The organism is Aminobacter ciceronei (genome assembly GCF_014138625.1).
Taxonomy (GTDB): Bacteria; Pseudomonadota; Alphaproteobacteria; order Rhizobiales; family Rhizobiaceae; genus Aminobacter; species Aminobacter ciceronei.
In genome coordinates this window covers 269286-294036 of the sequence record NZ_JACJHY010000001.1, presented here as the reverse complement: position 1 = coordinate 294036, position 24751 = coordinate 269286, and the positions used below count along the sequence as shown (strand labels likewise).

The window sequence follows — 24751 nt, the reverse complement described above, 5'->3', positions numbered from 1 at the left end:
GGGGCCGAATTGCGGCGTGGGTGGCGGGGCAGGCCTACTGGCAGAATGTGCCGCCATTCTTGCGCGGGGCGAGGTCGATATGCAGGTGCCGGGCGTGGTCGGCGTCGCTGCCTGGACCGAGCACCGTCTTGAACGGCCCACAGGCCGCCTTGCGTATAGCATCAAGGAACTTGGCATTCTTCTCCGGCGGCGCCGGCTCGACCTCGACCGACGTGCCGCCGGTCAGGGTAAAACGGGCAATGTCGAGGGCGTTGCCGAAGGCATGCTCGGACAGTTTGCGGGTGCCGTTGCGCGGCCGACAGACATAGGCCGAGGCCTGCCCGACGACGGTCAGTTCCTCGCCGAGCTCGGTTCTCGCGGCAGGGGCGATGACTTCCGTGGCGAAGCGGGCGGAGGTCTCGGCGGTGGCACAGTTGATGATCGCGTCGGGCTCGATGTCGATGGATCGCGAGAGACGCTTCAGCTTGAGCGGAAAGGGCAGGGCGCAACCGTCGGCGTCGCTTTGCGGCGCCTGTTCCTCGAACTCGGCGCCGAGCACCTTCAGGCGCGTGCGGCAGGCGGTCTCCTCGATCGGCATCGTTGCCGGCCGCGCGACGTAGGAACGCTTGTCGGGCAGCATCTTTGGCGCCGGCGGACCAAACGTCTCTCGCCCACGTGGTGCTTCGGGGCCATCCGGGCGCGAGGACGGAATGGGGACGGTTGTTGGTATTGCTTCAGCCTTCGACATCGCTTCAGGAATTGGCGGGCCGAACATTTCTCGGGCTCGCCGCTGGTCGGGAACGTCGGGACGCGGCTCGGGTGTGGGAACCAAAGCCTGCCCGGCTTGTGTCGACGCGGCCGGGGGCGGTTTGGGCATGGCCTGCACGGGTGCGGCCTGTGGCACCGGAGCTCGATTGGGTAGTGACGTCTTGCTTGCTTCGAACTTGCTGGCTTCGGCAAAGCCGTGCGGGGGCGCTGCGAAGGCCGCCAGCGGCAGGACAAGGATCAGGGAAAGCAGGCGGGATTTGGCTGTGTGCATCGCCGCTCAACGTTGTCGATCGTTCGCGGTTGCCGAGGGGACGCTGCCGCGCGATCAAATTCGGTGACGGCGTTGTCATCTGGCGGAAGTGTCAAGCGATGCTTCAGGCGCCCAGGGCCTCGAGGCCTTCCTCGAGCCAGTCGCCCAGCATCGGCATGCCGAGCAGGTATTTGGCGGTACGACGATTGCCGCGTTGCCGTGCCTCGGCGACCGCGTCCGCCCATTCGGCGGCGTCGTAGTCGCCGCGCCCGACCCAGGCGAGCGCCACCAGTTCGGCAGCCTGGTCGACATTGAGGTCGGCAATCAGCCCGCGTAGCTCTTTTTCGGTGAGGTTTTCCGCCTCTTCCTCGGCGAGGCCATCATGGCGATGGTTGTCGTGGGTGTCGCCGTCATATTCGACCTCGTGCTCGGCGCCGTCTTCATAGTCTTCGTTGACGCCGGCGCTGATCGCCTTGGCCTTGAGGATGAACAGCCGGACGGTGTCCGGGCCAATGGTCAGGTCCCACTCTTTTTCGCGCCGCTGCTGCACGAGCGTGCTCCTGTTGCCTTCCCCCCGGCTGATGATAGCGCATTTGGCGGCGACGTCACTGCCTCGATATTCGCGGCGGGGTTGCCGTGGTTGACATGACTTTAGGAGAGGCGGATATAGCGCGCCTTCCTCCCCCCTCCAGACGGTATTCCCCATGGCTTTTCTGCTTTCGCCCAAGGTTCTTCCTGTGCTGATGCTGATTGCGTCCAACGTGTTCATGACCTTCGCCTGGTACGGGCACCTGAAGTTCAAGGCGGCCCCGCTCTATGCGGCGGTGATTTTCTCCTGGCTGATCGCCTTCTTCGAATACTGGCTGGCGGTGCCGGCCAACCGCATCGGCCACGAGGTCTATACGGCGGCGGAACTGAAGACGATGCAGGAGGTGATTACACTCAGCGTCTTCGTCATCTTCTCGGTCTTTTACCTCAAGGAAGGCCTCACCTGGAACCACGCCATGGGTTTCGCGCTGATCGCCGGCGGGGCAGCACTGATTTTCCGCGGCTGAGGACGAAAGAGCTCAGCCGATGCGTTTGCCTCGACGGGGGACGCATCGGTGGAGGTGGCCATGCATAGCCAATATCTGAAGCTTCTGGCCGGCGCGCTGCTGGCGCTGCCGCTGTTTGCCGTTCCCGTGATCTCCGCCGACGGAGGCGGGGGTGGAGGAGGCGGTGGTGGCGGCGGAACGGGTGGCGGCAGCGGCAGTGGCGGCGGCAGCGACCCGGTGAAATGCCGCACCGGCCTCGTCTACAACAAGAAAACCAAGAAATGCGAGCCACCCAAGGCCGGCATGATCGATGACGACAGCCTCTATCTGGCCGGGCGGGCGCTGGCCATGGACGGCCGGTACGACGACGCGATCAAGGTGCTGACGCTGGCGCACGACAAGACCGACGCCCGCATCCTCAACTATCTCGGCTATTCGCACCGCAAGGCCGGGCGCATCCTCGTCGGCATCGGCTATTACCAGGAGGCGATCCTCGACGATCCCGACTACATGCCGGTACGCGAATATATGGGCGAGGCGCATCTGACGCTCGGCGACGTTGCCGGTGCCAGGCAGCAGCTGTCGGAGATCGAGAAGCGCTGCGGCATCGACTGCCGCGAGTACGGGCTGCTGCGGGAGCAGATCGACGGTTATCTGAAGGGCTGACAGGCGTGGCCTGCCGGAGGTCGTCGCAGGCGCCGCTGCGGCGGTCAACTGTTGAACAGGCCCCCGACGCGTTCGCGAAAAGCGTCAGCGGTGTTGCGGGTGCCGAAGTCGCGGGTGTCGAAGCGCTTGCAGTCGCGGGCGGTCGACGCGCCAGGTGCTGGCGCCTTCCATGGCAGGGCATTTCCGGGTTTCGAACCGTTCGATCTGGTCGGGCCCGAAGAGGTGATGCCAGGCCTGACTGAACGGACGCTTCTCGACAATTTCGATGCGGCCGGAGCCGACTGTCCAATGGATCGCCGGCCCCGTCAGGCCGCCCCAGATCGCCGGCACGCCGACGGACCAGGCGCCGAGAATGAGGCACAGGAAGAACGGGCTCGTGGCATTGAGCGGCCAGACGCCACGGTAAAGCTCCCAGGTGGCGATGCTTACGACGAAGGCACCGATGGCGACCAGGCCGACGCGAAGGGCAGGTGCTGGTATGTCGAGCTGCAGCAGCCCGTCGCCGTCAATCTCGTCCATGCCGCAAGCCTCCGCGCGTCCACGCTAGCAGCTGGGCATGAACGGTTCGCTACGCGATTTCAGCGCGGGATGAAAAGCAGCTCGATCTGCGTTAGTCTGTCGATGGGCGCATGTTAGGAGGTAGCGATGCAGACCCGATTTGTGAAAGTGCTTGCAGGTGCAATGGTGTCGCTGCCCTTGCTGGCAGTGCCGGTGTTTTCGGCCGACAGCGGCGGAAGCAGCAGCGGCGACGAGCCGAAATGCGACAATGGCCTGGTCTACAACAAGAAGACCAAGAAATGCGAACCGCCCAAGGCCGGCATGATCGACGACGACAGCCTCTATTCGGCCGGACGTGCGCTTGCCATGGACGGCAAGTATGACGAGGCGATCAAGGTTCTGACGCTGGCCCAGGACAAGACCGACCCGCGCATCCTCAATTATCTTGGCTATTCCCACCGCAAGGCCGGCCGCGTGCTCGTCGGCCTCGGCTACTACCAGGAAGCACTGCGCAACAACCCCGACTACACGCTGGTGCGCGAATATATGGGCGAGGCGCATCTGATGCTCGGCGACGTCGCGGCCGCCCGCCTGCAGCTGTCGGAAATCGAAAAGCGCTGTGGCAAGGGTTGCCGTGAATACGGCATGCTGGAAGAGCAGATCGACGCCTATCTGCGCGCCGGCTGATTTGTGCCGATGACATGATCCGAAGGACCGGGCTTGGCCCGGTCCTTTTCCTTGACACGAATGCGGTGACGGCAGCGCAGGTCGCGCGGCCTTCATTCTGCGCAACTCCTGACTGAAAGCCGCTGCACATTTTTCCCGGAATTGCTTAGGGTTGGGCCATGAACCTCGCCCAGATCCGCTACTTCCTGACCCTTGCCGAAACATTGAACTTCACCGACGCGGCGCGATTGTGCGGTGTCGCGCAGCCGACACTGACGCGCGCGATCCAGAAGCTCGAGCATGAGCTTGGCGGCACGCTGGTCTACCGGGACGGCAAGGACACACGGCTGACGTCGCTCGGCAGCGATGTCCGTGAGGAGTTCGCGGCCATCGTCGGCGCCGAAGACAGGATCCGTGCTTCGGTCAACAGTCGCATCTCGGGCCGGCGCGAGCGCCTCAATCTGGGGATTGCGCATTCGGTGGCGCCGGCGCCAATCAGCCGGTTCATCACGCACGCGCTCGGCGAGATGCCGATGCTGGAGATCCTGCTTCATCCAATCGACGGGAAGATGGGGTCGGGACTGCTGCTGGCCGGCACGCTGGACGGCGTCTTCCTCGCCGACAAACCCGCCGACAACCCGAAGCTGTCGGTGATCGAGCTGTTCAGCGAGAGGCTGATGCTGGCTTGCGCGAGCAGCCATCGGCTGGCGAAGTTCGACATGGTTCCGCCGGAGGAAATTGGTGTCGAAAGCTATCTCGACCGGCTCGGCTGCGATTTTCGCAGCCAGGCAATCGACTATTTCATGAACGCCGAGCTGGTGATGCAGCCTCGGCTTCAGTCCGAACGCGAGGACTGGATGCAGCAGGCCGTCGCCGATGGCGCCGGCATTTGCCTGTTGCCCGAATTCTCCGCCATCGTGCCGGGGCTGGCCCTGCGCCCGGTATCGGGGCTGAATCTCGAGCGCCAGGTGTCCTTCGTTTCGGTCAGCGGATCGGGCAATGCGCCGGCACTGCGCCATCTGCGCATGATGGTCGGCTCGCATCGCTGGCCGCATTCAGCCGGTGCATCGAAACAATAGCCAACATGCATTGGCGCAGGCACCCCTCCGATACCCATCTCTGCCTCATCACCGAAATGGAGGGCAGATGATGAGGGCCTACAACAAGAATCCCGACGCCGTCTCGGCACTGTCGCTGGAGCAGTATCGCGTCACCCAGAAGGATGGGACCGAGCGTCCCTTCACCGGTGAGTACTGGGACAAAAAGGAGCCGGGCCTTTATGTCGACGTGGTTTCCGGCGAGCCGTTGTTCGCCTCCGTCGACAAGTTCGACAGCGGCAGTGGCTGGCCGAGCTTCACCAAGCCGGTCGATGCCGAAAATGTCGTCGAGATCAGCGACCGCAGTTATGGCATGGTGCGCACCGAAGTGCGCTCGACGCATGGCGACAGCCATCTCGGCCATGTCTTTCCAGATGGCCCGCGCGACGCTGGCGGCTTGCGCTATTGCATCAACTCGGCGTCGTTGCGCTTCGTGCCGGTCGACGAGCTCGAAAGCGAAGGCCTCGGGCACTATGTGAAGCTATTCGTGAACAAGGGAGACGTTGCATGACAACCGAAACTGCAATTCTGGCCGGTGGCTGCTTCTGGGGCATGCAGGACCTGATCCGTCGGCTTCCCGGCGTCGTCTCCACCCGTGTCGGCTATTCGGGCGGCGACGTCCAGAACGCGACCTATCGCAATCATGGCAGCCACGCCGAGGCGATCGAGATCGTGTTCGATACGTCGAAGACGGATTTCCGCAGCATGCTGGAGTTCTTCTTCCAGATCCATGACCCGTCGACGAAGGACCGGCAGGGCAACGACCGCGGTACGAGCTATCGCTCGGCGATCTTCTACACCTCCGAGGCGCAGAAGGAGATTGCCGAGGAGACGATCAAGGACGTCGATGCCTCCGGACTGTGGCCGGGCAAGGTGGTGACCGAGTTGGCGCCGGCCGGCGACTTCTGGCAGGCCGAGCCCGAGCACCAGGACTATCTGGAGCGCTATCCCAACGGCTACACCTGCCACTTCGTCCGCCCGGGCTGGAAGCTGCCGCGCCGGTCGAGCGCCGCCTGATCTGACGACGTCACCGCAAAGAACTGCAACCGGACGCCTTGCTGACGCGGGCGTCCGGAACGGTTTAGCGTGTCTAGGAGGATGCCATGGAACTCGGACTCCTGGGGCGTCGCGCCCCTGAGCTCAGGGGCGGAAACTGGATCGACGCCGGCAGCCGCTGCTGCTTTCCGACCTGGGCGACGGCTGCAAGATACTCTACTGCTTCCAGCACTGGTGTCCCGGATGCCATGCCCGTGGATTTCCGACGCTGAAGCGGCTGGTCGAGGCATTGCCGGCCGACAAGTTCGGTTTTGCCGCCATCCAGACGGTGTTCGAGGGTGCAAGCATCAACACCGACGACAAGCCGAAGCTCGAACAGGCGCGCTACAGGCTGATGATCCCGTTCGGGCACGACGTCCCGCCGGAGGGCGAACACTATCCGACTGTCATGCAGGACTATCGTACCGGCGGCACGCCGTGGTTCATTATCATCGATCCGGCCGGCAAGGTCGTCTTCAACGACTTTCACATTGATGCCGACCTGCTGATCTCGGCGATGAGCAGCCCGACCACCGCCTGACGCATTGAAACCACGCGGGCGCTAGAGAGATTTCGCTTTTCTTCGAATCGCGGAATCTCTCTATCGCTTTGTTTTCCGCAATTCCGGACGGAAAACCGCTGCACACTTTTCCTTGAATTGCTTTAGTCGCCGCGCGACAGCCTGACGACCATTCCGTCGCCTTCGTCGGTCAGAAGCCAGATCGAGCCGTCGGGCGCAACGTTGACGTCGCGGATGCGACCGAAGGCGCCGTCGAGAATGCGCTCCTCGTCCAGGATGTTGCCCTTTGCGTCGCGGTCGAGGCGGCTCAAAAGCTCGAACTTCAGCGAGCCGATCAGCAGGTCGCCCTTCCATTCCGGGAACATGTCGCCCTGGTAGCTGGCGAGGCCTGAAGGCGCGATCGACGGATCCCAGTAATAGAGCGGCTGCTCGTAGCCCTTGGCCGAGGTGCCGACGCCGATCTTGGCGCCGGAATAGTCGCGGCCATAGGTGATGACTGGCCAGCCATAGTTCTTGCCGGCCTGAGGGCGGTTCAACTCGTCGCCGCCCTTGGCGCCATGCTCGACAGTGATGAGGCTGCCCAGAACGGGATCGAAGGTCGCTCCCTGCAGGTTGCGGTGGCCCTTCGACCAGATTTCGGCTGCCATGGCCTTGCCGTCGGGCGAGGGATTATCCTTGGGGATGGAGCCGTCGGTGTTGATGCGGATGACCGCGCCAGCATGGTCCTGCATGTCCTGGGCGCGATCGCCCTGGCCGCGGTCGCCGGTCGTGACGAACAATGTGTCGTCGTCATTGACGACGATGCGCGAGCCGAAATGGTGACTGGTGCCGCTCTTGCGGTTCATCGAGAATATGACCTTGACATCTTCGAGCCGCGCCTTGGCTCCGTCCCGGACCAGCTTGGCCCGGGCAAGCGCTGTGCCGGCGCCGCCGCGTCCCGGCTCGGAGAAGCTGACGAAGATCGTGCCAGACGTTGCGAAATCGCGGGCGACGGCAATGTCGAGCAGGCCGCCCTGGCCGCTTGCGGCAACCTCGGGCACACCCGACACGGGTTCGGACAAGCCGTTCTGCGACAGGATGCGGATCTGGCCCGAGCGCTCGGTGACGATTGCCTCGTTGCCGGCCAGAAAATCGAGGCCCCAAGGATGATCGAGCCCTCCGGCAATGACGTCGGCGCGCACGGTGACGGCTTCGGTGTTGAAGCTCTGGGTCTGGGCGAAGGCCGGCGAGGCGGCCAATGCGAAGATGAAAACGAAATGCGGTGTGTTGATGCTCATCTATCCGACATAGGTGCGTTGGCTGCTGCGGCAACCGCTACAGAGCATCAAAGCGCGACAGCTTCAATCACAAGCGGGTGAGGGGGCGCAGCGTCAGGTTGCGCTGCTGCAACGTCAGTGGTGGCCAACGCATTTTTTGACGTGAATTCTGCGACAGGGTTGCTATATTCAACGGAGATAGAGGTGAGACGGTTCCGTTAGCCGAGGCTGCCGGACCGTTTTCTTTTTTTGTGCCTCGCGGCAGCTTAAGGCCGCGCGGCAAAGGCCAGGAGAGGTCGATTATGAACAAGGTTCCGATGACTGCGGGTGGTTTCGCTGCGCTGAAGGAAGAACTGCGCTGGCGCCAGCAGGAAGAGCGTCCGCGCATCATCGAAGCCATTGCCGAGGCACGTTCGCACGGCGACCTTTCGGAAAACGCCGAGTATCACTCGGCCAAGGAAGCGCAGAGCCTCAACGAAGGTCGCATCAACGAACTCGAGGACCTGATCGCGCGTGCCGAGGTGATCGACGTCAGCAAGCTCAATGGCGACAAGATCAAGTTCGGCGCCACCGTCGTGCTGCTCGACGAGGATACCGAAGAGGAAAAGACCTACCAGATCGTCGGCGACCAGGAAGCCGATGTGAAGTCGGGCCGCATCTCGATCTCTTCGCCCATAGCGCGCGCGCTGATCGGCAAGGAAGTGGGCGACGCCATCGAGGTCAACGCCCCGGGCGGCGCACGCGGCTATGAGATCGTCCAGGTCCAGTTCATCTGAGGCAACAGGTGGCATTGGCTGTGGCGATGCCGGATCAGACACGATGAACAAGGCAGGCAACCGCGCCGAAAACGCCGGCGCGGTCGACATGGCGCGCACCGAAGTGATCGCGCCCAATCTCAAGCAGCGGCTTTCCGGCGTCACCAGCACCATCGTGCAACTGGTGCCGGTGCAGGCGCGCAACCTCGGCATTGCCGTGTTCGGGCCTGGTCTGCCCGACAGCCTGCCCAAGATGCGCTGGTGGCAACTGCCTTGGCTGCTCAGGCGGCCTGAGACCGGGCGGCCGCGCATCTGGCACGCCAGGCGCAACACAGAGATGGTGGCAGGGCTTGTCCTGCGCCACTTCTTTCGGGCGCAGATCAGGCTGGTGTTCACCTCGGCGGCACAGCGCGACCACAGGCCCTTCACCAAATGGCTGATCCGCCAGATGGATGGCGTGATCGCGACCAGCCTGATGTCAGGGCGTTTCCTCGAGGTGCCGCACAAGGTGGTGATGCACGGGGTCGACCTCGAAAAGTTCCACCCGCCGCGCGGGCCCGACGACGCCTTTGCAGCCGCGGGGTTGCCCGGCAAATATGCCATCGGCTGCTTCGGCAGGGTCAGGCATTCGAAGGGCACCGACCTGTTCGTCGATGCGATGATTGCGTTGCTGCCGCACTATCCCGAGTGGACGGCTGTCATCACCGGGCGCATCACGGCGGAGCACAAGGGTTTCGGCGACGAGCTAAGGCAGCGGATCGCGGCAGCCGGCTTGTCGGAACGGATCCTGCTGCTCGGCGAGGTGCCCGACGTTGCCGTGTGGTACCGGCGCGTCACACTCTATGTCGCGCCGTCGCGCAATGAAGGCTTCGGGCTGACGCCGCTCGAGGCGATGGCATCGCGCACGGCTGTCGTTGCCAGCGACGCCGGCTCCTATTCGGAGATCGTGACGCGAGGCGTGACCGGCGATTTTGTTGCCGCCAATGACGGAAATGCCTTGCGCGAGGCGATCAGGCCATATCTCGCCGATCCGGCTCTTGCCGAGGCTCATGGCGCTGCCGGGCATGAAGACGTCTCCACACGCTTCCGGCTCGAAAACGAGGCGGCCGGGTTGCGCGAGATCTATGACCAGGTGTGGGCGAAGGGCTGACAGGGGCCTGGAGCCGGCTTGCCGCATTGGCCCGAGTTTCTCCGCCGATTCTAATGTAACGCCCGCTTAAATGCTTTGAATTTCTCGTATTAAGTCAGTTTTGCTTTCCGGTTCTCCACCGGAAGCTGCAACAAGGCGACTAATGCGGAAAAACACTTGGGCGCCTGAAATAATGCTGAATTCTTGATCAAGGTTGCTCTATATTGCACCGCAATGCGCCCCCGGCTTGCTGCCCGCCCTCGCTTGCCTTATGGCAACCGCGGGTCGGGGGCACGACTATGGTAGAGATCGTGCTTTGAAAATCTATTTCATCAATCTCGACCGGTCGCCAGGCCGGCTCGATTGGTTCATGGCGCAGGTCGCCGGCATGGACGTTGCAACAGTCCGTGTGCCGGCGGTCGACGCCAAACAGCTGCCCGAACGGGAGTTCGAGCGGCTGCGGTGCCTGTCCTCCGGCGTCAACTCGATGTCGCCCGCCGAGGTGGCCTGCCTGCTCAGCCACCGCAAGGCGTGGGCGCTGGTGGCCGAAGGCGATGACGACTGGGCTTTCGTCGCCGAAGACGACATCCATTTCTCCGCCGATGCCGCCAGCTTCCTGAAGTCCGACCGCTGGATTCCGGCGGGGGTGGATCTGGTCAGGGCCGAAACGGATCTGGCCCGGGCCGAATTGTCCCACAAGACTTGGGGCGAGCCTGCCGGACACGAGCTGCGCAGGCTGAAATCGGCGCAACTGGGGTCGGCAGGCTACTTCGTGTCGAGGACTGCCGCGCGCCGCCTGCTCGGCTATACCGAGCGCCACTGCGAACCAGCCGACGTCATTCTTTATTCTCCGGAGCGTGGCATCCTTGATGAACTCGTGGTGCTGCAGCTGATGCCGGCGGCCTGCATTCAAGACATGTGGGCGCCGAACGCTACCGTCGGCGGCTCGCTGACGAGCCAGATTGCCCAGGACCGGCGCCAGTTTCACCGCAGCGATCCTCGTTCCGCAAGACGGCGAGGGATCGCGAAGCTCACGCATGAATTTTGGCGGATCGGGCGCCAGCTGGCGAGTCCCTTCCGCATGGCGCTGCTGGCGACTGCCAGGCAGTCGGTGTTCAAGAAGGTGTCCATCGAATTGACGGTGCGATCTGACACGCAGCGCGCAGGGTAAGCGTACGCGGGAATGAAGATTTTTGTCATCAATCTGGACCGCGCACCGCAGCGCCTCGAGCGCATGGCGTCGCTGTTTGGCGAGCTGGGGCTCGACTTCACCAGGGTGTCGGCCGTCGACGGCCGGGACCTGGCCGGCCGACAGGCTCGCAAGGGCATGTATTACGACCTGGGCAGTGGCGAGATCGGCTGCTTTCTCAGCCATATCAAGTGCTGGGACGCTGCGACGAAGGCAGACGGCGAGTACACCGCGATCTTCGAGGATGACGTCCACTTCGGGGCCGGTGCACGAGAACTGCTTGTCGACACCATTTGGATTCCAGCCGATGCCGACGTGGTGAAGCTTGAAACCACCTTGGTGCGGACGCTGGTCGACCGCGACAGTGCTGCCCGTGCCGGCGACCGCTCGGTACGGCGCTTGCGCGATACGCATCCGGGGACGGGCGCCTACATCGTGTCGCGCGAGGGGGCGCGCAAGCTGCTCGAACTGAGCGCAGATTTCGCCGATCCGGTCGACCAGTTCATGTTCAATCCGGTCTCCGTCGCCTGGAATGCGCTGACGATATATCAGGTCGACCCGGCGATCTGTGTCCAGGAGGTGGTCGTCGGCAAGGATGGTGCCGCCGATGCCTTGGCCAGCGGGCTGAAACACGAACGGCCGGTGCAGGAAAAAGCGCGCGGCACGGAAAAGCTGATGCGGGAGATTGCCAGACCGCTTGGGCGCCTTGCCGCGTCCGTCAGCGCAGGTCTTCGGGGGCAGCGATGGGGCAAGGTGCGGTTCCGCTGACCGGCGCCGGCCCCTTGTTGAGGCAGGATTTGAACGACCATCCAATGAACATCTACCTGATCAATCTGGATCGCTCGCCCGATCGCCTGCAGCGTATGGCCACGATCTTCAGCGATCTCGGCCTCGACTTCACAAGGATGCCGGCTGTCGACGGAGCGAAGCTGATTGCCGAGGGCAAACTGCACCGACCTGAGCGGGCAGGGCTGATCTACCAGCTCGGACCTGGGGAAACAGGCTGCTTTCTCAGCCACCGGGCGTGCTGGGAGGCGATCGCCAACGCCGAGCAGAACCATGGGGCGGTCTTCGAGGACGACGTCCATTTCGGATCCGGCCTCGCCGAATTGCTGAGCAACGATGCCTGGATTCCTGGCGATGCCGACGTGGTGAAGCTGGAGACCACCAGGGTGCATGCCCTCCTCGACAGAACGGGCAACAAGCTTGCCCTGGGACGTTCTCTCAAGAGGCTTCGGTCAACACATACTGGTGCAAGCGGCTACATCTTGTCGAAGTCGGCCGCTCGGAAGCTCATTGCTTTGAGTGAGGATTTTGTCGATCCGGTCGATCAATTCATGTTCAATCCGGCTTGTACGGCTTGGGCTGATCTTACGATCTACCAGTTGACGCCAGCAATCTGCATTCAGGATATGCTGGTTGGAGCAGGTAGCCAGGTTGTCGGTTTCCAAAGTACTCTCGAAGATGAGCGGCCCGAACTCAAGAGCCAAAAAGAGCGGCTGAGCAAGCCGCTAAGAGAAATCATGAGACCCTTACGGCAGGCGTGGATGTTCTTGAACTCGCGCTTGCGCGGCCTTGAGAGGATCAGGGTTCCTTTTTCCTGAGTTTTGTTTACCCCTGTGGCCGGCTACAGGCCATTTTTGCAGATACTGTATTTGGACGTTGGAAAATACGGGACTGAAACAGACGTTTTGGATTGAGGGATTGTGAAGATCGCCGCTTTAAAGGGAATAGAAAACGCCCTGAGAAATTGGAAGGTTGCGTTCATCCGGAAACTGGTTTCCGGCAAGCATGGCCGACGCGTTTCATCCGAGGTGCTTTTGACGAACGTCACCTCGGTCACTATGAAATTCGATGACCACTTCATGTCTTTTTCGCCACATGAGTACATCGGGAGAAGTATTTTTCTCTCGGGAGATTTTGATCGGCATCTCTCTGACGCATTGGTCGCCTTCCTATCTCGTCGAGGCTATTTGCCGAGCGGTGGGGCGACCGTGCTGGAGATAGGCGCGAACATCGGCACTCAGACGGTGTATTTTTGCCGGTCTGGCAAAGTGGCGAGGGTTATCGCCGTCGAGCCGGATCCGAGAAACTTGTCTTTGCTTCGGCGCAATGTTGCGGACAACGATCTTGAGCAACGTGTCACCATCATCCCCTGTGCGGTCGGAAACGATATCGCGACAGGCAATTTGCATCGCGCTGAAGGCAATTTCGGCGGCAGCAGTCTGTTTCCGCTGCCAAATTCTGAAGGCGAGGTGGCGGTCGCGATCAAGCCCATGGCGCAGGTGCTTGCAGAGGCTGATGTTCTTGCCGCCGACATCGATTTCGTGTGGATGGACATCGAAGGGGCGGAGCCCCTTGCCAGCCAATCGATGCACGAACTTTTCGAGCGTCGTGTGCCGGTCATGTTCGAGTACTCGCCTGGCGTCTATCCACCGGGAACCGCTCGTGAGTTCATAGCGCTTCTGTCGCGCTACTACGAAAAGTGCATGATCTTCGATGGACATAACCAAGCGGAGATGAAGGTCGTCGACCTTCCGATCAGCATCGCCCAAACAAACATCCTGCTGCTGCCATAACGCTTGGCAGGCAGGGCGAGGGTTGTGCCTAGATCGCCACTAGGCCGTCGTCCTTGACCTGCCTGATGGTCAGCGCCGTGCGCACCGTGTCGACGTTGGGGGAGGAGGTCAGTTCCTCGATGACGAAGCCCTGGAAGGTGCCGAGGTCGGGAGCGAGGCAGTGCAGCATGAAGTCGGATTCGCCCGAGACCATCCAGGCGCTGCGGACGATCGGCCAGTTGCGGGTGCGGTCGGCGAACGCCTTGAGGTCGACTTCCGACTGGCGGTTGAGGCCGACGAGGCAGAAGGCGACGACGTCCATGCCGAGCGCGGGCGCGTTGAGCAGGGCGCGGTAGCGCTGGATGATGCCTTCGTCTTCCAGCCGCTTGACGCGGCGCAGGCAGGGCGGCGCCGAGATACCGACGCGGCGCGACAATTCGACATTGGTCATGCGGCCGTCGTCCTGAAGCTCACGCAGAATCTTCCAGTCGATGGCGTCGAGGTCGGCCTTGATCGGCATATGTGCTCCGCGTTTGCGCAAGAATCTTGCGCAATGACGTAATAAAACTACTCGAAGCCCTTGGGAAGCCCATGGCCGGTGAAACGCCGCAGACGGAACAATTGCACCGTTAGTTGCGCAGCTTTCGGGGGAGTAACATCTTGCCGCCTTGCGCGGGGTGTGGGTGAACACCTAGATTAGGGACGATCCGCAGCCCGTTTTGACGGCTGCTGCATTTTCCATCGACCACGAAGGCCCTTCGATGACCGCCAAACATGCGCCAGTTCTCATCATCGGTTCCGGACCTGCCGGATACACGGCCGCGATCTATGCGGCGCGTGCCATGCTGAAACCGGTGCTCGTCGCCGGCATCCAGCAGGGCGGCCAGCTGATGATCACCACCGAGGTCGAAAACTATCCCGGCTTCGCCGAGCCGATCCAGGGCCCGTGGCTGATGGAGCAGATGCGCCTGCAGGCCGAGCATGTCGGCACCGAGATGATCAACGACATCATCACCGAGGTCGATCTCGACGTTAGGCCGTTCCGCGCCAAGGGCGATTCCGGAACCATCTACACCGCCGACGCGCTGATCATCGCCACCGGTGCTCAGGCCAAGTGGCTGGGCCTGCCTTCCGAGCAGGTGTTCCAGGGTTTTGGCGTTTCGGCTTGCGCCACTTGCGACGGCTTCTTCTATCGCGGCAAGGACGTGGTGGTCGTCGGCGGCGGCAATTCGGCGGTCGAAGAGGCGCTCTATCTCTCCAATCTGGCCAAGACGGTGACCGTCGTTCATCGCCGCGACCATTTCCGCGCCGAGCGCATCCTGCAGGAACGGCTGTTTGCCAAGGCCAACATCAAGGTGATCTGGGACTCGGCAGTCGAGGAGATTGTCGGTGCGCCGGCGCAGAAGCCGCTGCCGCCGTCGGTCAACGGCGTGAGGCTGAAGAATGTGCATACCGGCGCCATCACCGAAATGACTACGGACGGCGTGTTCGTGGCGATCGGCCATGCACCGGCGGTCGAGCTGTTCGTCGGCAAGCTCAAGCAGAAGCCGAACGGCTATCTCTGGACCGAGCCGAATTCGACGCGGACCAACGTTGCGGGCGTGTTCGCCGCCGGCGACGTGACCGACGACATCTATCGCCAGGCGGTGACGGCGGCAGGTCTTGGCTGCATGGCAGCGCTTGAAGCCGAGAAGTATCTGGCGGGAGTTGAAGTGCATCGCGAAGCGGCCGAATAGGCCGACCAAACGCCTTATAAACGAGGGGAAAAATGGCGTTGGATTGGGATAAGTTGCGCGTGTTCCACGCAGCGGCGGAGGCTGGCTCTTTCACGCACGCGGCGGAGACGCTGAGGCTGTCGCAGTCGGCGATTTCGCGTCAGGTGAGCGCGCTCGAACACGACATCGGCGTGCCCCTGTTTCACCGGCATGCGCGCGGCCTGGTGCTGACCGAGCAGGGCGAGATGCTGTTCCGCACGGCGCATGACGTCTTGATGAAGCTCGAGACGATCAAGACGCGGCTGACCGAAACCAAGGACCGGCCGTCTGGTGTGCTCAAGGTGACGACGACCGTCGGCCTCGGCGCCGGCTGGCTGACCGAGCGCATCCAGGAGTTTCTCGAGCTCTATCCCGATATCCAGATCCAGCTGATCCTCGCCAATGAGGAGCTGGACCTGACCATGCGCCAGGCCGATTGCGCAATCCGCCTGCGTCAGCCGCAGCAGCCGGACCTGATACAGCGCCGGCTATTCACGGTGCATTTCCACCTTTATGCGTCGCCGGCCTACGTCAACAAATACGGCAAGCCGACATCCATCGCCGACCTCAAGAACCACCGTATCGTTACCTTCGGCGTGCCGGTGCCGACGCATCTGAGCGAGCTCAACTGGCTGGAAACCGTCGGCGACTTCGAGGGCGGCCAGCGTGTGCCGACGCTGCAGATCAATGACATCCTGTCGATCAAGAAGGCGGTGCAGACGGGTGCCGGCATCGCCATGCTGCCCGACTATGTCATCGGCAAGGATGCCGGACTGGTGCAACTCCTGCCCGAAACCGAGGTGCCGTCCTTCGACACCTATTTCGCCTATCCCGACGCCATGCGCGAGCAGGCCAAGCTGCACGTCTTCCGCGACTTCGTCATCGCCAAGGCCAGGAGCTGGGCCTACTAGGCTCCCACTCCGATCACGCCCGCTGCGAAAAGCCCTCGTTTCGGCGAGGGCAGGCTTTCCCACGCGTGGACGCAGGCGCGCCCCGACAATCGGTTTCCGTTCCAAGCGACAATGCGGCTGCGTTGATCGGCCTGTTCCCGGCTACCTGGCGCCTGTGCGTGGACCGGGCAGGCTGTACCGCTCGACAACCCGAGCGGACGAAGGTGTTCACATTAATATGCAGGTAAATACCTGCATGACTTGACATGCAGGTATTTGCCTGCATATCTATAGCGGTCAGTGAGTGAGGACGATGGACGCCGACGACATATTCAAGGCCTTGAGCGACCCGACCCGCAGGAAGCTGCTCGATCTTCTCTTCGAAAAGAACGGACAGTCGCTGGGTGAGTTGTGTGCAAACCTCGATATGGCTCGGCAATCGGCCACCCAGCATCTCGGAATACTGGAGGCGGCCAACCTGGTCACATCGGTTCGGCGCGGCCGCGAGAAGCTGCATTTCATCAACCCCGTTCCGATCCACGAGGTTTACGAGCGGTGGGTGCGCAAGTTCGAGGTCCAGCGGCTCAGCCTGCTGCATGACCTGAAGAAAGAACTCGAAGGAGAATAACAATGACCAGCCAGGAAAAGACGAGCTTCGTCTACGTGACCTACATCGTCTCGACACCGGACAAGGTGTTCGAGGCAATCACCAAGCCGGATGTCGCAAGGCGCTACTGGGGCCACGAAAACATTTCCGACTGGAATCTGGGTTCGACGTGGGAGCATGTCCAGGCCCATGGCGAGCGGGCCGTCAAGGTTGTCGGCAAGGTCGTCGAGACCGTTCCGCCGAGCCGCCTCGTCATGACCTGGGCAGACCCGTCCGAGGCTGCAAATCCTGCAAGCTTCAGTCGGGTGACGTTCGACATCGATGAATACGACACCATGGTTCGGCTGACCGTTACCCATGACGAACTCGAAGCCGGCAGTGGCATGGCGAAAGGCATCAGCAAGGGCTGGCCGATCGTTCTGTCCAGCCTGAAATCCTTCCTCGAAACGGGACGCCCCCTCGACGTTTTCGCCAAGCCAAAAACGGCATGATCGGCTGCCCGCATCCCGGAGAACCCCAATGACGACCAAGCTTTATGCCGGCGGCTGCGCCTGTGGTGCTGTCCGCTACGAGACGACAAACGAGCCGATCTTCCAGAACCACTGCCAGTGCCTGGATTGCCAGAAGCGTAGCGGCACCGGGCATGGCTCGTACCTGACCTTTGCCCGGCGCGCCGAGATGGCGATGACGGGCGAAGCAAAGCATTGGCGGGTCGTGGCCGACAGCGGCAAGGACAAGATCCATGGCTTCTGCCCTGAGTGCGGAACGCCTGTGTTCGTGACCTTCGCCGCAGCGCCGGAAGCGATCGCGATCCATGCCGGCAGCCTGGATGATCCGGGCCAGTTCCAGCCTCAGGTGCTGACCTACAGTGCCCGAGGCCACGCCTGGGACAGGATCGATCCCGATCTCGTGGCCTTCGCGGGCATGCCGAGCGGCTGAACCTTCGCCTGCCGACATCGTTTCCGGCTGGCCGATCTTCTTCCGGCCTAAGCTCCACGCCAGGGCGTGAGCCGGGGCAGCCAGCCGGGAACGTTTTGGCGGTAAGCTTCATAGTCGGCACCGTATTGCCGCAGCAGAACCGGCTCCTCATAGATCCGGACGAAGGTCGCCATCACAGCGCCCATGATGACGGCATAGGCGGCAAGCTGCCAAGATGCAAAGATCAGCGCCTGACCGAGGATGATCGACAGCACGGCGACATACATCGGGTTGCGCACGTGGCGGTAGACGCCGCCGACCACCAGCCTGTCCGTCGGCGCGATCGGGGCAGGGGTGCCGAGCCCTTCCAGCGCGAAACGGGCGAAGGCGTGCAGCAGCACGCCGAGGCCGACAGCGACCAGCGCGGCGCCCAGGATGGCGAGTGGCCACGACGCCACCGGCAGGCCGTAGCGCCCGCTCGCGAGCCACGGCACGAGGCCGGCGACGACACTAGGTGCCGTGATGAAGAAGATGGCGCTGCCGAGGATGGCGGACGGTTTGCGCGAGGCTTGCACTCCTCTTGATCTCTCAGGTCGAAAATTCCGCATGTTGCCTATTGGCTTGGCTTTCGCCGCAACTATGAGCGTGCCGTGCCCGATTTGCCAGCATCTCCCGGCGCGGGGCATTTCAGGTCATCCTTGGCGTCGCCACGGCTGTTTGTTGTGCATTGCAGCATGCTCAGGCTGCGATTTTCGGGGCGAAAACTGGTCCTATCGGGCTTCTAACGTCGTTAGACCACAGCCTGTATGTTTTTGCATGCGTGCATTGCAAAATAGATGCTTGTTTGTTGGGCAAGGAGAGCACATATATTGATCATCTCCAGGGCGCGTTCCTCCTCCCATTAGCGCCCTCGAGTGTTCCCCTCTGGAGGTTAGCCTTAATCGGCACTTCCAAACAAACTCAGCCGGATCTTCTTGGATCCGGCTTTTTTGTTGCCTGAAACAGGCCAAACCTCCCGCGTAACAGTGACATGTAACCCCCGGTAACATTCCCCGTACCCCGGGACGCGCCTAGTTTTTACATGGACGCGGTGATGGTGCGTCGGGAGATGGGGGCATCACCCGTGCGCGCCAGGTTCAGGCAACGCGCCGCGTCCAGCAGATTGCCGACGACCCAAGACGTTGGCCACGTAGCGGCGGACCTGCCGTCCCGCCTCCCGCGGAACGGTCCGCAAAAAAGCGGTGTCCGAGGATATCCTCGGGCGCCGCTTTTGTTTTGTCGGCGGCCGGTCAAGGCTGGGCGACATTGCTGCGAATCCATATTTTGCCAGGCGCGGCCAGATGGATCATTTGGGGGGACATTCATGAGCATGACAGATGCGGCCAAGGGCGCGAGCAAGGCGGGTGTGGCCAAGGCCAAGGTCTTTGGTGGCGGCTGCCTGTGCGGCGCAGTCCGCTTCGAGGCGACCGGACCGGCCGGGAAGCCGCATACATGCTCGTGCCGCATGTGCCAGCGCCACACAGGTTCGCTGACCGCTTCCTGGGTCGAATTTCCAAGCGACCGCGTGACGTGGACCGGGCCGGGCGGCGCGCCATCGGTCTATCGCTCGTCCGACTATTCCAGTCGCGCCTTCTGCCCGGCCTGCGGCAGCTCATTCGGCGCTATCGACGACGCGCCCGTGGTCGCACTGCTGCTCGGCGTCTTCGACAAGCCCGGCGCGATTGAGCTCATGCCGAAGAGCCACTCGTTCAAGGGTGGTCGGCCAAAATGGTGGCATGTCGAGGCGAAAGCGGAGTAGGGCACCGCGCGCACAAACTGGCGCGCGGACACCTCCCAAGTTCTTTTTGACACTGCATGATCCCTCTCGACAATCGCTTCGATTTTTCGAGGGCATGCAGGTGGGATCACATGTAAAGCTTGGCGGGATCCTTGCCTGCGTAGAGCTGACCTATTTCGGCGGCATAGCCGTTGAACAGCTGTGTCGGCACCTGTTCGCCGGTGCCGAGCACGCGCTCCTTGGCCTGGCTCCAGCGCGGGTGCGGGACCTCGGGATTCACGTTCGCCCAGAAACCGTATTCGCTCGGCTGGATCGCTTCCCACAGGCCCACCGGTTGTTCGGCGACGAAGTCGATCTTGCGGATCGACTTGATCGACTTGAAGCCGTATTTCCACGGCAGGACGAGCCGTATCGGCGCGCCAAACTGCTTGGCCAGCGGCTTGTCATAGGCGCCGGTGACGAGGAAAGGCAGGTCGAGCGCCGCTTCCTCGATGGTGACGCCTTCGACATAGGGCCAGGGATAGACGAAGTCGTTCTGGCCGGGCGCCATGGACGGATCGAGGAAGGTCTCGAAGCGGATGAATTTTGCATCCGTCTTGGGGCTCGCCATGGCGACAAGCGCCTTCAGCGGGAAGCCGCTCCACGGGATGGTCATCGACCAGGCCTCGACGCAGCGGTGGCGGTAGAGCCGCGTCTCGAGCGGGAATTTGCGGATCAGGTCGTCGATGGCAAGCGTCATCGGCTTGTCGACAAGGCCGCCGATCTGGATGTCCCACGGCCGCGTCTTGAGCTGCTGGGCGTTGGCCGCGATTTCCTTGTAGGTGCCGTATTCGTAGAAGTTGTTGTAGTTGGCGTTGATCGCTTCGGGCGTCAGCGCACGGTCGAGCTTGTAGGTGGCATTCGGCTTGGCCGGATAGAGATCGGCGGTCGGATCGGCCTCCTCGGCGCGCGCCTTGCGGGGCAGGGCTGCGGCCGCGAGCCCAAGCCCCATGCCGGCCAGAATGCTGCGGCGGTTGAGGAAGATGTGCTCGGGTGTCGCCAGCGCTTCCGGAATTGCCCAGGACGGTCGGCGGTGAATGAATGCCATGCTTGCTCTCCAATAGGCTGGCCGCAAGGTCGCCCCTGCGGACGGCGAAATCAACGCTGTCACGTTCACATACGCGTGGAAACGTCGTCGCGTTACAGCGCCGTCCCGGATGGGAGATCAACAGAGCGTGAGGAGAGCTGCCGGACGACCCGCGTGGACCGCCCGGCTGCTGATCTCACGCGGCCTTGCCGCCCGACTGCATCGCTTCGTCGGCGAGGCGGCCGGTGAGTTCGGCCATGTGGTCGAATTCGGCGCGGTAGGTGGCGGCACCGGCGGTGGCTGAGCGCAGCTCGATGATCAGGTCGCCGATCTCCGATTGCGGCATCGTCGCCTCGACGACATCCCAGCCGGGCCAATCGGTGCGGGCGTCGTAGCCGAGGATCTGGCCGCGGCGCTGCGGCACCAGTGCGATGATGCGCGCCGTGGCATCGGAGGGGGTGAAGATCTCGACCTTCATGACCGGTTCGAGCAGCACCGGCGAGCAACTCGGCATACCCTCCTTCATCGCGATCTTCGCCGCCATCTGGAACGCCATGTCGGAGGAATCGACCGAGTGAAACGAACCGTCAGACAGGTTGATGGCGATGTCGACGACGGGGAAGCCGAGCGGGCCGGTCTTGAGGAAGTCGCGCGCGCCTGCTTCGACCGACTGGATGTATTGCTTGGGCACGACGCCGCCTGTGATGGTGTCGGTGAACTCGAAACCCGAGCCGCGCGGCAGCGGCTTGATCTCGATGACGACATCACCGAACTGGCCGTGACCGCCCGATTGCTTCTTGTGGCGGCCGCGCTGCTGGACCGATTTGCGAATGGTCTCGCGATAGGGCACCGCCGGCGCGTGACCCTCGACGGCGATCTGATTGCGGCCTTCGAGCCGCTCGCGCACCACCCTCAGATGCATCTCGCCATGGCCGGATAGAACAGTTTCCGCCGAGTCCTGGTTGTGGTGCAAGGTGAGCGAGGGATCTTCCTCGGCCAGGCGCTGGATCGCCGCCGACATCTTGACCTCGTCCTTGCGCTCCTTGGGGCGCAGCGCAAAGGCATAGACCGGCTTGGGCGGCTCCAGTTTGACCAGCGGCTTGATGCCTCCCTTGGCCGTGGTCAGCGTCTGGCCGGTCGCGGCATGTTCGAGCTTGCCGAGCGCGACGGTGTCGCCGGCGCCGGCGCCCGACTGCTTGGACTGGTCCTTGCCGAGCAAGCGGTAAATGCCCGAGACCTTCGAGGTGTCGGTGGCGTTGAGCCAGAGCTCCGTACCATCGGCGACCTGGCCGGACAGGATGCGCGACACCGACAGCTTGCCGGCGTGGGAGGTGTGGATGGTCTTCATGACCTGGACGACCGCAGCGCTGCCGTCGGATATGCCGAGGCGCTTGCGCGTTGCCTCGATGTCGGGGGCGTCGTGGCGGATCGCCTTGAGCAGGCGCAGCGCGCCATTGCCCTTTTCGGCCGAGCCGATCAGCACCGGCGTGACCGCGCCGTCGCGCAGGTCGGCGGCAAGGTCATCGAAGATTTCATCTTTGGGCGGCTCGATCTCCTCGAGCAACTGCTCCATCAACTGGTCGTCATGGTCGGCGAGGGTTTCCAGCATGGCGAAGCGGGCTTCGAGTTCGCGCGCCTTGTCGTCGCTTGGGATGTCGGCGATCTCGCTCTCGGCATATTCGCGGTAGATGTAGGCGCGCTCCAACGCGAGGTCGATCGAACCGACGACGACGCCGTCCTTGCGCAGCGGGATCTGACGCAGGAGCAGCGGCGTGCGGCTGACCGGCTGCAGCAGCTTCAGCGTGTCGCGGACGCCGGCGGCTGCCTTGTCGATCTTATTGAGGAACAGGATACGCGGCACGCCGAGATCGTCGAGCTTGCGCATGATCAACTGCAAGGCTGGGATCTTCTTCTCGTCGGGCTCGGCGACGACGACGGCGAGGTCGCAGGCGGCAAGGATGGGCTCGGCCTCGAAGGCGAACTCGACCGAGCCGGGGCAGTCGACGAAGGTGATGGCCTCGCCCATGAACTGGGTGGTGGCGAAGACCGCCTCGACGCTCATGGCATGCGCCTTGGCCTCGGCCGAGTGGTCGGAGACCGTGTTGCCGGAGGCGACCGGGTGCTGCTTGGAAATGGCGCCCGAGCGGGCGAGAAGGGCTTCGAGAAGTGTGGTTTTACCGCTGGCGAAGGGACCGACGATGGCGATGCACTTCGGTCCCGTGCGTCTTCCTCCGGCGCGACTACCCATGAGAGCTGACCTCCACTCAGGCATTTTTCCCTGAATGCGGCGGCCGGCCTGTGCGGCCGTCGCGGGCAAATTCGTCTGAGAACTTCCTCCCCGTTGGCGACATCGTCACACGGCTTTGAAGGCAGGGCAAGAGCCTTGCAAGGCAAGGGTTGATGCGGCGGCAGCAGAAAAGCCAGCTATTCCAAAAGCGCCATCAGATGTCGCGTCCGGCGGGCAGCGTGAAGCGGCCCGCCACTCAATATTACGTTGGGGAACCATGACGACATCAAGTCGCGCCCATCTGGAGGAACGCAGTCCAATGTCTCGTGAACTCGACCATCTCAGCCGTCTCGTCGTCAGTGGACGGATGTCGCGCCGCGACTTTCTCGGCCGTGCCGCAGCCCTTGGAGTCATGGGCCTTTCGGCCAACACGCTGCTGGCCGGTGCCGCACAAGCGCAAGCGCCGGTCAAGGGCGGCGTGCTCAAGGCCGGCATGGTCGGCGGTGCCGCCACCGACAGCCTCGACCCGGCGACATGGGCGAGCCAGGTGCCCTACACGCTTGGCCGCAGCTGGGGCGAGCAGATGCTGGAAGTGTCGCCGGCGGGCGAGATCGAGCCGCGCCTGGCCGAAAGCTACGAAGCCTCCGACGACGCCAAGACCTGGCATTTCAAGATCCGCAAGGGCGTGACCTTCCACAATGGCAAGGAGCTTACGCCTGATGACGTGATGGCGACGCTGGAGCGCCATGCCGACGCCAATTCGAAATCGGCGGCACTTGCCTTCGTCAGCCAGTTCGAAAGCATGAAGGTCGACGGCGACTATGTCGTCATCCAGCTCAAGGAGGCCAATGCCGACCTGCCTTACGTGGTCAGCGACTATCACCTCATGATTCAGCCAAATGGCGGCAAGGACAATCCGACCGAAGGCATCGGCACCGGCCCCTACAAGGTGATGGTCAACGAGCCGGGCGTGCGCCATGTCGGCGAGTTGAGCAAGAACTACTGGGGTTCCGACAAGCGCGGCCATGCCGACCAGATCGAGATCGTTGTGATCAACGACGCGACAGCGCGCACTGCCGCACTTCAGGGCGGCCAGGTCGATCTGATCAACCGGGTCGAACCGAAGATCGTCGACCTGATCAAGCGCGTGCCGGGCGTAGAGATCCGCAACGTGCCGGGCAAGGGCCACTACGTCTTCATCGCTCATTGCAACACCGCACCCTTCGACAACAACGATCTGAGGCTGGCGCTGAAATATGCCGTCGACCGCGAGGAGATGGTCAAGAAGGTGCTGAGCGGCTACGGCTTGATCGGCAACGACATGCCGGTGACCAAGGCCTATGCGATGTTCTCCGACGACATCGAGCAGCGCGCCTACGATCCTGACAAGGCGGCGTTCCACTACAAGAGGTCGGGTCATAGCGGCCCGGTGCTGCTGCGGACCTCCGACGTCGCCTTCCCAGGTGCTGTCGATGCCGCCCAGCTCTACCAGCAGAGTGCGGCCAAGGCCGGCATAACGCTCGAGGTCAAGCGCGAGCCGGGCGACGGCTACTGGTCGGAAGTGTGGAACAAGCAGCCCTTCTCGATGTCCTACTGGACCGGCAGGCCGACGCAGGACCAGGTCTATTCCATCGCCTATCTGTCCAAGGCCGAGTGGAATGACACCCGCTTCTTCCGCGACGATTTCGACAAGCTGATCCTGTCGGCGCGCGGCGAGCTCGACCAGGCCAGGCGCAAGGACCTCTACCGTCAGGCAGCCGTGATCCTGCGCGACGAGGGCGGCGTCATCGTGCCGATGTTCAACAACTACATCGACGCGACCGGCACCAAGGTCGGCGGCTGGGTCGACGATCCCAATGGCGAGCTGATGGGCGGCCATGCGCTGACCAAATGCTGGGTGAATGCATAGGCGAGGGCGCTTCGCCTGCTCCGGTAACGCTGGAGCAGGCGTTGTCTGCTGTTTGGACTGCGCAGTTTCTCTGGACGACGCGCCCAACCTGCTTGCGGTTGGGTGGGCGCACGCTTCGAACGTTGCTTCGATCACCGGCAAGGCTTGGCTTTTGCCAGGGCGCATGAGTTGTGCCAGGGCCTCACGCCGCTTGACCTGATGCG

28 protein-coding genes are annotated in these 24751 nt (G+C 62.8%); 20 read left to right on the top strand and 8 right to left on the bottom strand.

The features are described from left to right. Positions 1 to 34: 34 nt before the first annotated feature. The gene (locus HNQ95_RS33520; RefSeq protein ID WP_246340512.1) at positions 35 to 619 is read right to left on the bottom strand and encodes an extensin-like domain-containing protein; all 585 of its coding nucleotides are present in this window, start codon (positions 617 to 619) and stop codon (positions 35 to 37) included. A 502-nt stretch (positions 620 to 1121) separates the two neighbouring features. After that, positions 1122 to 1547, bottom strand: a complete 426-nt coding sequence (locus tag HNQ95_RS01340) for a DUF3775 domain-containing protein (RefSeq protein WP_067959620.1) — start codon at positions 1545 to 1547, stop codon at positions 1122 to 1124. Between the two features lie 154 nt (positions 1548 to 1701). On the opposite strand from HNQ95_RS01340, the gene HNQ95_RS01335 reads away from it, so the two are divergent. Next, positions 1702 to 2052, top strand: a complete 351-nt coding sequence (locus HNQ95_RS01335) for a DMT family protein (RefSeq protein WP_067959623.1) — start codon at positions 1702 to 1704, stop codon at positions 2050 to 2052. Positions 2053 to 2112: 60 nt separating this feature from the next. Then, positions 2113 to 2697: a tetratricopeptide repeat protein gene (locus tag HNQ95_RS01330; protein ID WP_182573292.1), complete on the top strand. Its 585-nt coding sequence runs from the start codon at positions 2113 to 2115 to the stop codon at positions 2695 to 2697. Positions 2698 to 2781: 84 nt separating this feature from the next. Here the strand turns inward: HNQ95_RS01330 and HNQ95_RS01325 are convergent, their stop codons facing one another. After that, the gene (locus HNQ95_RS01325; RefSeq protein ID WP_182573291.1) at positions 2782 to 3216 is read right to left on the bottom strand and encodes a hypothetical protein; all 435 of its coding nucleotides are present in this window, start codon (positions 3214 to 3216) and stop codon (positions 2782 to 2784) included. Between the two features lie 126 nt (positions 3217 to 3342). On the opposite strand from HNQ95_RS01325, the gene HNQ95_RS01320 reads away from it, so the two are divergent. The 5 genes from HNQ95_RS01320 (at position 3343) to HNQ95_RS33360 (ending at position 6534) form a co-directional block, all read left to right on the top strand. After that, positions 3343 to 3882 (top strand): tetratricopeptide repeat protein, encoded by a 540-nt coding sequence (locus tag HNQ95_RS01320; protein WP_154384810.1) that lies wholly within the window; start codon positions 3343 to 3345, stop codon positions 3880 to 3882. Between the two features lie 158 nt (positions 3883 to 4040). After that, positions 4041 to 4940, top strand: a complete 900-nt coding sequence (locus HNQ95_RS01315; protein ID WP_154384811.1) for a LysR family transcriptional regulator — start codon at positions 4041 to 4043, stop codon at positions 4938 to 4940. Between the two features lie 70 nt (positions 4941 to 5010). Beyond that, positions 5011 to 5469 carry a peptide-methionine (R)-S-oxide reductase MsrB gene (gene msrB / locus HNQ95_RS01310; protein WP_210252518.1) on the top strand — a complete coding sequence of 153 codons (459 nt, stop codon included), beginning with the start codon at positions 5011 to 5013 and terminating at the stop codon, positions 5467 to 5469. Continuing rightward, positions 5466 to 5975 (top strand): peptide-methionine (S)-S-oxide reductase MsrA, encoded by a 510-nt coding sequence (gene msrA / locus HNQ95_RS01305; protein WP_067959640.1) that lies wholly within the window; start codon positions 5466 to 5468, stop codon positions 5973 to 5975. The genes msrB and msrA overlap by 4 nt, the downstream gene beginning before the upstream one ends. 268 nt (positions 5976 to 6243) lie before the next feature. Next, positions 6244 to 6534, top strand: a complete 291-nt coding sequence (locus HNQ95_RS33360) for a peroxiredoxin family protein (RefSeq protein ID WP_210252515.1) — start codon at positions 6244 to 6246, stop codon at positions 6532 to 6534. 122 nt (positions 6535 to 6656) lie between these two features. Here the strand turns inward: HNQ95_RS33360 and HNQ95_RS01295 are convergent, their stop codons facing one another. After that, positions 6657 to 7790, bottom strand: a complete 1134-nt coding sequence (locus HNQ95_RS01295; RefSeq protein ID WP_154384813.1) for a PQQ-dependent sugar dehydrogenase — start codon at positions 7788 to 7790, stop codon at positions 6657 to 6659. 281 nt (positions 7791 to 8071) lie between these two features. Here HNQ95_RS01295 and greA point away from each other — a divergent pair, with 281 nt between their 5' ends. From greA to HNQ95_RS01265, 6 genes are all read left to right on the top strand, one after another. Continuing rightward, on the top strand, positions 8072 to 8545 hold the full coding sequence (gene greA / locus HNQ95_RS01290; protein WP_115731214.1) for a transcription elongation factor GreA: 474 nt from the start codon (positions 8072 to 8074) through the stop codon (positions 8543 to 8545). Between the two features lie 43 nt (positions 8546 to 8588). Then, a complete protein-coding gene (locus tag HNQ95_RS01285) occupies positions 8589 to 9674 on the top strand; it encodes a glycosyltransferase family 4 protein (RefSeq protein WP_371746483.1) in 1086 nt (361 codons plus the stop codon). Between the two features lie 295 nt (positions 9675 to 9969). Beyond that, on the top strand, positions 9970 to 10824 hold the full coding sequence (locus HNQ95_RS01280; protein WP_182573290.1) for a glycosyltransferase family 25 protein: 855 nt from the start codon (positions 9970 to 9972) through the stop codon (positions 10822 to 10824). A 12-nt stretch (positions 10825 to 10836) separates the two neighbouring features. Beyond that, the gene (locus tag HNQ95_RS01275) at positions 10837 to 11610 is read left to right on the top strand and encodes a glycosyltransferase family 25 protein (protein ID WP_182573289.1); all 774 of its coding nucleotides are present in this window, start codon (positions 10837 to 10839) and stop codon (positions 11608 to 11610) included. A 44-nt stretch (positions 11611 to 11654) separates the two neighbouring features. Continuing rightward, complete coding sequence (locus HNQ95_RS01270; RefSeq protein WP_182573288.1) at positions 11655 to 12446, top strand: glycosyltransferase family 25 protein; 792 nt, start codon at positions 11655 to 11657, stop codon at positions 12444 to 12446. A gap of 102 nt (positions 12447 to 12548) precedes the next feature. Continuing rightward, entirely contained in the window at positions 12549 to 13421 is an 873-nt protein-coding gene (locus HNQ95_RS01265; protein ID WP_154384816.1) for an FkbM family methyltransferase, read from the top strand. A gap of 28 nt (positions 13422 to 13449) precedes the next feature. On the opposite strand, the gene HNQ95_RS01260 is transcribed toward HNQ95_RS01265, so the two are convergent. Further along, the gene (locus tag HNQ95_RS01260) at positions 13450 to 13920 is read right to left on the bottom strand and encodes an Lrp/AsnC family transcriptional regulator (protein WP_067959664.1); all 471 of its coding nucleotides are present in this window, start codon (positions 13918 to 13920) and stop codon (positions 13450 to 13452) included. A 241-nt stretch (positions 13921 to 14161) separates the two neighbouring features. Between HNQ95_RS01260 and trxB the strand changes: the two genes are divergently transcribed. The 5 genes from trxB to HNQ95_RS01235 all read left to right on the top strand — a co-directional run bounded on the left by trxB (position 14162) and on the right by HNQ95_RS01235 (position 17590). Beyond that, positions 14162 to 15136 (top strand): thioredoxin-disulfide reductase, encoded by a 975-nt coding sequence (gene trxB / locus HNQ95_RS01255; RefSeq protein ID WP_154384817.1) that lies wholly within the window; start codon positions 14162 to 14164, stop codon positions 15134 to 15136. Positions 15137 to 15168: 32 nt separating this feature from the next. Continuing rightward, the gene (locus HNQ95_RS01250; RefSeq protein WP_067959672.1) at positions 15169 to 16065 is read left to right on the top strand and encodes a LysR family transcriptional regulator; all 897 of its coding nucleotides are present in this window, start codon (positions 15169 to 15171) and stop codon (positions 16063 to 16065) included. 292 nt (positions 16066 to 16357) lie between these two features. Next, complete coding sequence (locus HNQ95_RS01245) at positions 16358 to 16672, top strand: ArsR/SmtB family transcription factor (RefSeq protein WP_067959677.1); 315 nt, start codon at positions 16358 to 16360, stop codon at positions 16670 to 16672. A 2-nt stretch (positions 16673 to 16674) separates the two neighbouring features. Then, positions 16675 to 17142 carry an SRPBCC family protein gene (locus tag HNQ95_RS01240; RefSeq protein WP_182573287.1) on the top strand — a complete coding sequence of 156 codons (468 nt, stop codon included), beginning with the start codon at positions 16675 to 16677 and terminating at the stop codon, positions 17140 to 17142. Positions 17143 to 17170: 28 nt separating this feature from the next. Further along, positions 17171 to 17590 (top strand): GFA family protein, encoded by a 420-nt coding sequence (locus HNQ95_RS01235; protein WP_067959682.1) that lies wholly within the window; start codon positions 17171 to 17173, stop codon positions 17588 to 17590. A 47-nt stretch (positions 17591 to 17637) separates the two neighbouring features. Here the strand turns inward: HNQ95_RS01235 and HNQ95_RS01230 are convergent, their stop codons facing one another. After that, entirely contained in the window at positions 17638 to 18177 is a 540-nt protein-coding gene (locus tag HNQ95_RS01230; protein WP_182573286.1) for a methyltransferase family protein, read from the bottom strand. Positions 18178 to 18932: 755 nt separating this feature from the next. Here HNQ95_RS01230 and HNQ95_RS01225 point away from each other — a divergent pair. Next, positions 18933 to 19367, top strand: coding sequence for a GFA family protein (locus HNQ95_RS01225; protein WP_246340511.1), 435 nt, complete (start codon positions 18933 to 18935; stop codon positions 19365 to 19367). 106 nt (positions 19368 to 19473) lie between these two features. Here HNQ95_RS01225 and msrP read toward each other — a convergent pair whose 3' ends face one another. After that, the gene (gene msrP / locus HNQ95_RS01220) at positions 19474 to 20433 is read right to left on the bottom strand and encodes a protein-methionine-sulfoxide reductase catalytic subunit MsrP (protein ID WP_067959687.1); all 960 of its coding nucleotides are present in this window, start codon (positions 20431 to 20433) and stop codon (positions 19474 to 19476) included. Positions 20434 to 20608: 175 nt separating this feature from the next. Continuing rightward, complete coding sequence (locus tag HNQ95_RS01215) at positions 20609 to 22660, bottom strand: elongation factor G (protein ID WP_154384821.1); 2052 nt, start codon at positions 22658 to 22660, stop codon at positions 20609 to 20611. Between the two features lie 298 nt (positions 22661 to 22958). On the opposite strand from HNQ95_RS01215, the gene HNQ95_RS01210 reads away from it, so the two are divergent. Then, positions 22959 to 24548 (top strand): ABC transporter substrate-binding protein, encoded by a 1590-nt coding sequence (locus HNQ95_RS01210; RefSeq protein WP_182573285.1) that lies wholly within the window; start codon positions 22959 to 22961, stop codon positions 24546 to 24548. Positions 24549 to 24751 lie beyond the last annotated feature (203 nt).

Excerpts from the sequence above, each read along its gene's own strand:
- HNQ95_RS33520 (WP_246340512.1), bottom strand. The coding sequence starts at position 619 with ATGCTGCCCGACAAGCGTTCCTACGTCGCGCGGCCGGCAACGATGCCG.
- HNQ95_RS01335 (WP_067959623.1), top strand. The coding sequence starts at position 1,702 with ATGGCTTTTCTGCTTTCGCCCAAGGTTCTTCCTGTGCTGATGCTGATT.
- HNQ95_RS01330 (WP_182573292.1), top strand. The coding sequence starts at position 2,113 with ATGCATAGCCAATATCTGAAGCTTCTGGCCGGCGCGCTGCTGGCGCTG.
- HNQ95_RS01325 (WP_182573291.1), bottom strand. The coding sequence starts at position 3,216 with ATGGACGAGATTGACGGCGACGGGCTGCTGCAGCTCGACATACCAGCA.
- HNQ95_RS01320 (WP_154384810.1), top strand. The coding sequence starts at position 3,343 with ATGCAGACCCGATTTGTGAAAGTGCTTGCAGGTGCAATGGTGTCGCTG.
- HNQ95_RS01315 (WP_154384811.1), top strand. The coding sequence starts at position 4,041 with ATGAACCTCGCCCAGATCCGCTACTTCCTGACCCTTGCCGAAACATTG.
- msrB (WP_210252518.1), top strand. The coding sequence starts at position 5,011 with ATGAGGGCCTACAACAAGAATCCCGACGCCGTCTCGGCACTGTCGCTG.
- msrA (WP_067959640.1), top strand. The coding sequence starts at position 5,466 with ATGACAACCGAAACTGCAATTCTGGCCGGTGGCTGCTTCTGGGGCATG.
- HNQ95_RS01295 (WP_154384813.1), bottom strand. The coding sequence starts at position 7,790 with ATGAGCATCAACACACCGCATTTCGTTTTCATCTTCGCATTGGCCGCC.
- greA (WP_115731214.1), top strand. The coding sequence starts at position 8,072 with ATGAACAAGGTTCCGATGACTGCGGGTGGTTTCGCTGCGCTGAAGGAA.
- HNQ95_RS01285 (WP_371746483.1), top strand. The coding sequence starts at position 8,589 with ATGAACAAGGCAGGCAACCGCGCCGAAAACGCCGGCGCGGTCGACATG.
- HNQ95_RS01275 (WP_182573289.1), top strand. The coding sequence starts at position 10,837 with ATGAAGATTTTTGTCATCAATCTGGACCGCGCACCGCAGCGCCTCGAG.
- HNQ95_RS01270 (WP_182573288.1), top strand. The coding sequence starts at position 11,655 with ATGAACATCTACCTGATCAATCTGGATCGCTCGCCCGATCGCCTGCAG.
- HNQ95_RS01260 (WP_067959664.1), bottom strand. The coding sequence starts at position 13,920 with ATGCCGATCAAGGCCGACCTCGACGCCATCGACTGGAAGATTCTGCGT.
- trxB (WP_154384817.1), top strand. The coding sequence starts at position 14,162 with ATGACCGCCAAACATGCGCCAGTTCTCATCATCGGTTCCGGACCTGCC.
- HNQ95_RS01250 (WP_067959672.1), top strand. The coding sequence starts at position 15,169 with ATGGCGTTGGATTGGGATAAGTTGCGCGTGTTCCACGCAGCGGCGGAG.
- HNQ95_RS01245 (WP_067959677.1), top strand. The coding sequence starts at position 16,358 with ATGGACGCCGACGACATATTCAAGGCCTTGAGCGACCCGACCCGCAGG.
- HNQ95_RS01240 (WP_182573287.1), top strand. The coding sequence starts at position 16,675 with ATGACCAGCCAGGAAAAGACGAGCTTCGTCTACGTGACCTACATCGTC.
- HNQ95_RS01235 (WP_067959682.1), top strand. The coding sequence starts at position 17,171 with ATGACGACCAAGCTTTATGCCGGCGGCTGCGCCTGTGGTGCTGTCCGC.
- HNQ95_RS01230 (WP_182573286.1), bottom strand. The coding sequence starts at position 18,177 with ATGCGGAATTTTCGACCTGAGAGATCAAGAGGAGTGCAAGCCTCGCGC.
- HNQ95_RS01225 (WP_246340511.1), top strand. The coding sequence starts at position 18,933 with ATGAGCATGACAGATGCGGCCAAGGGCGCGAGCAAGGCGGGTGTGGCC.
- msrP (WP_067959687.1), bottom strand. The coding sequence starts at position 20,433 with ATGGCATTCATTCACCGCCGACCGTCCTGGGCAATTCCGGAAGCGCTG.
- HNQ95_RS01215 (WP_154384821.1), bottom strand. The coding sequence starts at position 22,660 with ATGGGTAGTCGCGCCGGAGGAAGACGCACGGGACCGAAGTGCATCGCC.
- HNQ95_RS01210 (WP_182573285.1), top strand. The coding sequence starts at position 22,959 with ATGTCTCGTGAACTCGACCATCTCAGCCGTCTCGTCGTCAGTGGACGG.